This is a genomic window from Streptomyces sp. NPDC055078 (assembly GCF_053607985.1).
This window is the reverse complement of the sequence record NZ_JBSGUP010000648.1, coordinates 1-4655: the sequence shown is the minus strand read 5'-3', so window position 1 is coordinate 4655 and position 4655 is coordinate 1. Positions and strand designations below refer to the sequence as shown.

At 72.2% G+C, this 4655-nt stretch carries 4 protein-coding genes and 1 pseudogene; 2 read left to right on the top strand and 3 right to left on the bottom strand.

The features are described 5' to 3' along the window. The coding region (locus ACWF94_RS34025; RefSeq protein ID WP_453497560.1) for a hypothetical protein at positions 1–715 on the top strand (715 nt) is incomplete at its 5' end. Positions 716–1045: 330 nt separating this feature from the next. After that, the gene (locus ACWF94_RS34020; RefSeq protein WP_453497557.1) at positions 1046–2071 is read left to right on the top strand and encodes a glutathione S-transferase family protein; all 1026 of its coding nucleotides are present in this window, start codon (positions 1046–1048) and stop codon (positions 2069–2071) included. Here the strand turns inward: ACWF94_RS34020 and ACWF94_RS34015 are convergent. The 3 genes and pseudogenes from ACWF94_RS34015 to ACWF94_RS34005 all read right to left on the bottom strand — a co-directional run. Then, positions 2060–2734, bottom strand: a pseudogene (locus tag ACWF94_RS34015) (serine hydrolase domain-containing protein); the annotation flags it as partial. The gene ACWF94_RS34020 and the pseudogene ACWF94_RS34015 overlap by 12 nt on opposite strands. Positions 2735–3155: 421 nt before the next feature. Beyond that, positions 3156–3527, bottom strand: coding sequence for a cupin domain-containing protein (locus ACWF94_RS34010; protein WP_453497554.1), 372 nt, complete (start codon positions 3525–3527; stop codon positions 3156–3158). Between the two features lie 204 nt (positions 3528–3731). After that, the gene (locus tag ACWF94_RS34005; RefSeq protein WP_453497551.1) at positions 3732–4559 is read right to left on the bottom strand and encodes a PhzF family phenazine biosynthesis protein; all 828 of its coding nucleotides are present in this window, start codon (positions 4557–4559) and stop codon (positions 3732–3734) included. Positions 4560–4655 lie beyond the last annotated feature (96 nt).

The following is a 4655-nucleotide window of genomic DNA, read 5'->3' as shown; positions in this document are numbered from 1 at the left end:
GGGGTGGGGCATGGGGTCGGAAGTCACCGCGAACATATTCGTGAACGCGTTCAACTCACTGGGGTGGGACACCGAGATGGCGCGCAGGGGAGCCGCCGGGTACGACACCCTCGCCGGGTGGCGCGCGTCCCAGACGACGCAGGTCGCCCTGGCCGGCGGCGCCGCGATGGCGGTCCCCGGCGCGCATCTCGTCGCGCTCACCGCGGATGTGGGTTTCCTGCTGCACAAGATGTCGATCTGCGCGTGGGGGATCGGTTTCAAGCTGGACGCGTCGGTGGACGCGGAGGACGATCTCGCGGTCATCCTCGGTCTGTGGTCGGGGGCGCTGGAGCCGGACGCGCTGAGTGTGGCCACGGCCGGTGCCGGGGCATCGGCGGGCTGGATCGCCTTCAACGCCGTCTATCCCACCTACGGTGCCGCGGTCATGGCCAAGGCCCTGGCGGCGGGCGCCGGGGCGGGGGTCTCCACCGTCGGAGCCAAGATCGCGGGGAAGAAGGGGGGCAAGGCGCTGGCCAAGCTGAGCAAGCCCTTCCTGCAGAAGATCGCCCAGAAGGTGGCCGTGAAGTTCTCGGCGATTCTCGGGTCCAAGGCGGTCACCGGAGCGGTCCCGTTCCTCGGCGCGCTCGCCGGGGCCGGGGTGAACGCCTACTTCCTCCAGAAGTTCGCCGACGCGGCGGAGATGTACTACCGGCAGAAGGTCGCCACCGGCGGCTGACGAACCGTCCCGCCGGGGCCGGCGGCGTGCGCGCGTCCGGGCCGGGCGCTGCACACGGCGTACGGCCCCGGCGGGACGGGGCGGGTGGGCCGGCCACCGGCGATGAGTCGCGCGCCGCCGTGCTCCGGTGCGCGGCCTGCGGGACGATGGTCCTGGTGCCGCCGGGGCTTTGACCGGGCCGAGCACCCGCCATACACTTCGTTGCCTAACGAACTATATATTCTCCGGTACCGCGAACCGCCCTGTTCCCGGGGGCCATGAGCGCGGCGGTGCCGGATCCGTGGCACAGCCTCCCGGGCGGGGTGCCGCGCTCCCAGGAAGGAAGGCCCGATGGTCACCACCGGCCAGGACAGCGGCAGCGACAAGGCCGAGTTCAAGCGGTCCGCCAGCCATTTCGCGGACCGGATCACCGAGGACGGCCGGGACGGCTGGCCCGTGGCCGCCGGACGCTACCGGCTGGTGATCAACCGGGCCTGCCCATGGGCCAACCGCACGCTGATCTCCCGTCGGCTGCTCGGCCTCGAAGAGGCGATCTCGCTGGCCGTCACCGACCCCATCCAGGACGAGCGCAGCTGGCGGTTCACCCTGGACCCCGGCGATGTGGACCCCGTACTCGGCATCGCCTACCTCAGCGAGGCGTACGACGCCCGTGAACGCGACTACCCCGGCGGGGTCAGCGTCCCGGCGATCGTCGACATACCCAGCGGCAAGCTGGTGACGAACGACTTCCAGCGCATCACCCTGGACTTCGCGACCGAGTGGACCGCCCTGCACCGCGACGGCGCCCCCGATCTCTACCCCGAGGCACTGCGCGACGAGATCGACGAGGTCGCCGAAGCCGTCTACCGCGATCTCAACAACGGCGTCTACCAGGCCGGTTTCGCCGTCCACCAGGACCGGTACGACACGGTCGTCGGGCGGCTGTTCGCCCGGCTGGACCGGCTGTCGGAGCGGCTGGCCACGCGCCGCTATCTGGTCGGCGACACCATCACCGAGGCCGACATCCGGCTGTTCACCACCCTGGTCCGCTTCGACACGGTCTACCACGGCCACTTCAAGTGCAACCGCAACAAACTCAGCGAGGACCCGGTGCTGTGGGCGTACGCCCGCGATCTGTTCCAGACCCCGGGCTTCGGGGACACCGTCGACTTCGACCACATCACCCGGCACTACCACCAGGTCCACACCCACATCAACCCCACCGGGATCGTCCCGGTCGGCCCCGACCTCACCGCGTGGCTCACCCCCCACCACCGGGAACAGCTCGGTGGCCGCCCCTTCGGCGACGCCACCGCCCCGGGCCCGGTGCCCGCCGCGGAGGCGGTCCCCCCGGCCGGACGCGCCTCACGGATCTGACGCGGGGACGGCCGGGGCCCTGCCCTCGCAGAGTGCCGTCTGCACGACGGCCTTCATGCCGTTGCTCTGCGCGTCCGGACCACCCGGGCCGAGGTTCGCCATGACCGTCGCCTGCCTGCCGCCGACCGTGGCACCGCCCGCCGTCTCATAGCCGGGGAAGTCGCCGGTGTGCCCCCAGTAGAGACCGCCGCAGGGCAGCGGCCTGCTCTCCAGACCGAGGCCGTACGCCCGGCCGTCCGGATTGCCGGTCTCCCGGGTCCTCATCATGTCCCGGAGCTGGGCCGGGCGCAGCAGCTTGCCGCGTACGAGCGCGCCCAGGAACCGGTTGAGGTCGGTGCCACTGGAGATCATCTCTCCGGCCGGGCCGCCGACCGAGGGGTTGATCGCCGTGATGTCCCTGAGCGGCGCGTCCTTGCCCGGCCGTACGTACCCGCGCGGGTGCGGTCCCGGGATCGCCGGGGCGATGTCCGGCAGATACGTGTCGTGCAGGCCGAGCGGTCTGATGACGCGCCGGTGGATCTCCGCGCCGTACGGGCGGCCGGTCACCCTCTCGATGATCATGCCTGCCAGCAGATAGCCGGTGCTGGAGTAGTTCCAGCCTTCGTCCGGCTCGAAGGCCGGGGGGTGAGCGAGGGCGATGTTCACGAGGTCGCGGATGTCGTAAGGGGCGAGCGGGTCCGCACCTCGGCGAGCGCTCCGGGGGCGCCGTCGGCCGTGGTCGACCCCGGGTCACGCCCAGGACGCGCCCCTTCGCGGCGTCGGCCGGCCGTGGCGTCCGGGCCTCGCCTCCCGCGCCCGCGTTCCGATCCCGCTGGGCAGCGTCCGAGCGGGGCCGGTCTCAGGCGCGGTCGCGGCGGGTGACGCCGTGTTCCGGCCGCTGCGCCGAGGAGTCCCTGCCCGCCCACGGGCCCCTTCTGCCCCGGCAGGGAGGCGGTCCCGGCGGCCCGGGTGGCAACGGTGTACGTCAGCTCGATCGAGGGCGCGCGGAGGGGACAGGTCTACGGGTCCGGTGACCCCTGCCGCTGCCCAGGCGCTTCTGGGGCGGAAGCGCGCAGCGGCGGGGCATCGCCGGGGGCTGCGCGGTTCAGGAGCCCGGGCGTGCCGCGTACTCCCCGAAACCGACCCAGTCGATGACGACACAGGGCTCATCGCCGAGCACCCACGCGTCATGGCCGGGATCGATGGTGATCACGTCGCCCGGCCCCGCGTCGCCGGACTCCCCGTCGTCCATCACGATCCGCATCCGGCCGCTGACGACATATCCGGCGTGCGCGACCTGGCAACTGTCGGTACCCGCGATGGGCTTGATGTGCTCGGACCATTTCCAGCCGGGCTCGAAGACCGCCCGGCCGACGGGACCGCTCCCCGTGTCGACCAGTTCCAGTCTGCCCTTGCCGTCCTCGAACGGGCGGGTCTCATCCGCCGAGTCGAAGTTCTTGTGCAGGAGTCCAGCCATGACCATTCGCCTCCCGGGCGGGGTGGCGTGTACGAACCCGAGTCGCTTTCCAGGCTACGCCGCTCGATCGGGGGCGGCCGGTCCGCTGGGCAGGCGGCCGGGCCGGGCGGCGCCTGCCCGGCGGTCCTGCCGTGCGACCGGACCGCCTGCCGTGCGACCGGACCGCCGCCCGCCGGCTGATGAGGGGACGGGCCTCGGCAGTCCTCAGCCGTGCAGCGTGCCGTCCAGCACCGTCACGGCGGAGCCGCTCAAGTGCACACGGTCGCCGTGCACGGAGGTGCGGACCAGGCCGGCGCGGGCGGACGCCTGGAGGCCGGTGAGGCCGTCGCGGCCCAGGCGGGCGGACCAGTAGGGGGCGAGGGCGGTGTGGGCGCTGCCGGTGACCGGGTCCTCGGGGATGCCCTCGGCGGGGGAGAAGAAGCGGGAGACGAAGTCGTACTCCTGGCCGGTGCCCGCCGCCGGGGCGGTGATGATGATGCCGCGCAGCTTCTCCCTGCGGGTGAGGTCGGCCATCGCCGCAGGATCGGGCGTCGCGGCGCGGACGGTGGCCTCGTCGGGCAGTACGGTCAGCAGATCGCCCAGGTCGCCCGTCCGGAAGGCGGCATCGGGGGTGACACCGAGCACCTCCGCCAGGCCCTGCGGCACGGGGATCTCGGTGCCGGGGGCGGCGGGGAAGTCCAGGGTGATCGTGCCGTCGTCGCGGGCGTCGGCGACGAGGACACCGCTCCACCGGCTGCTGAACCGTACGGGCCCGAGGAGCCCCCGCTCGGTGCGCAGCACATGCCGGGTGGCCAATGTGGCATGGCCGCACAGATTCGTCTCGACGAGCGGGGTGAACCAGCGGATCGCCCAATCCGCGTCGGCCGTGGCGGACAGCGGAAGCGCGAAAGCGGTCTCCGAGTGGTTCAACTCGGCCGCGACCTGCCGCATCCAGGCGTCCTCCGGCCACTCCCCGGCGGGCAGGAGACACACCCCGGCGGGATTCCCGGCGAACGGGCGGTCGGTGAAGGCGTCGACCACATAGATTCTCATGGGAGAAACCTAGCCATACCGATCGGTGTGACGCGCAGTCCAATCCAGGTTGAGTGGACTGATTCTCGGCGGCTCGGTCGGTCCACGACGTATGTC